Consider the following 416-nt stretch of genomic DNA (forward strand, 5'->3'; position numbering starts at 1 on the left):
GATAAAGTCGAAGAAACCTTCACGGTGTCATCCATCGATGGCACACCGTCGACCATAAAAGTGACGATCAATGGCACCAATGATAAAGCTACTGTCAGCAGTGCGACCGTCGCCATCGATGAAACCGACAAAGCGGTAACGACATCAGGAACATTGAACAGTACCGACGTAGATAATCCAGATAATGCATTCACACCGGATTCAATTACTGGCACCAACGGTGACCTGACTATTGATGCCAATGGTCATTGGTCGTTCACCGCCAACAGTGCGTTTAACCAATTAAACGTCGGCGATAAAGTTGAAGAAACCTTCACGGTGTCGTCTATTGATGGCACAACGTCAACGGTCAAAGTGACGATTAACGGCACTAACGACGCCGCTACTGTCAGTAGCACGACCGTTGCCATCGATGA

General features: G+C 48.1%; 1 protein-coding gene. It reads left to right on the forward strand.

The genetic code is table 11. The features are described 5' to 3' along the window. The coding region (locus AB4185_RS21695; protein WP_372135923.1) for a VCBS domain-containing protein at positions 1 to 416 on the forward strand (416 nt) is incomplete at both ends.

Origin of the sequence: Vibrio sp. 10N.286.48.F5 (genome assembly GCF_041469785.1) — a bacterium.
GTDB classification, from domain to species: Bacteria; Pseudomonadota; Gammaproteobacteria; order Enterobacterales; family Vibrionaceae; genus Vibrio; species Vibrio crassostreae_C.